At 69.3% G+C, this 228-nt stretch carries 1 protein-coding gene; it reads right to left on the bottom strand.

Annotated features, from left to right (window positions below):
• The coding region (locus KVT44_RS57660) for an AAA family ATPase (protein ID WP_217577289.1) at nt 1-228 on the bottom strand (228 nt) is incomplete at both ends.

Genomic DNA, 228 nt, shown 5'->3' with positions numbered 1-228 from the left:
ACCACACGGCCCTCCACGTCCAAGCCGACCCTCTCGACGAGCAGCAGGATCAGCGTCTGCTCGCGCTCGTCGTGTCCACCGCCGAGGCCGGCTCCACGGTGGCGGCCGACCGCGTCGATCCCGTCGACGAAGACGATCGCCGGAGCGTTCGCCTTGGCCTGCTCGAACAGGTCCCGGACTCGGGAGGCACCGACACCGACGAACATCCCGACGAAGTCGGAACCCGAG

The sequence above is a fragment of the Streptomyces sp. GbtcB7 genome (assembly GCF_019091445.1).
GTDB lineage: Bacteria > Actinomycetota > Actinomycetes > Streptomycetales > Streptomycetaceae > Streptomyces > Streptomyces mirabilis.
The sequence above is the reverse complement of the archived record's forward strand: the minus strand, read 5'-3'. Positions and strand labels throughout refer to the sequence as shown.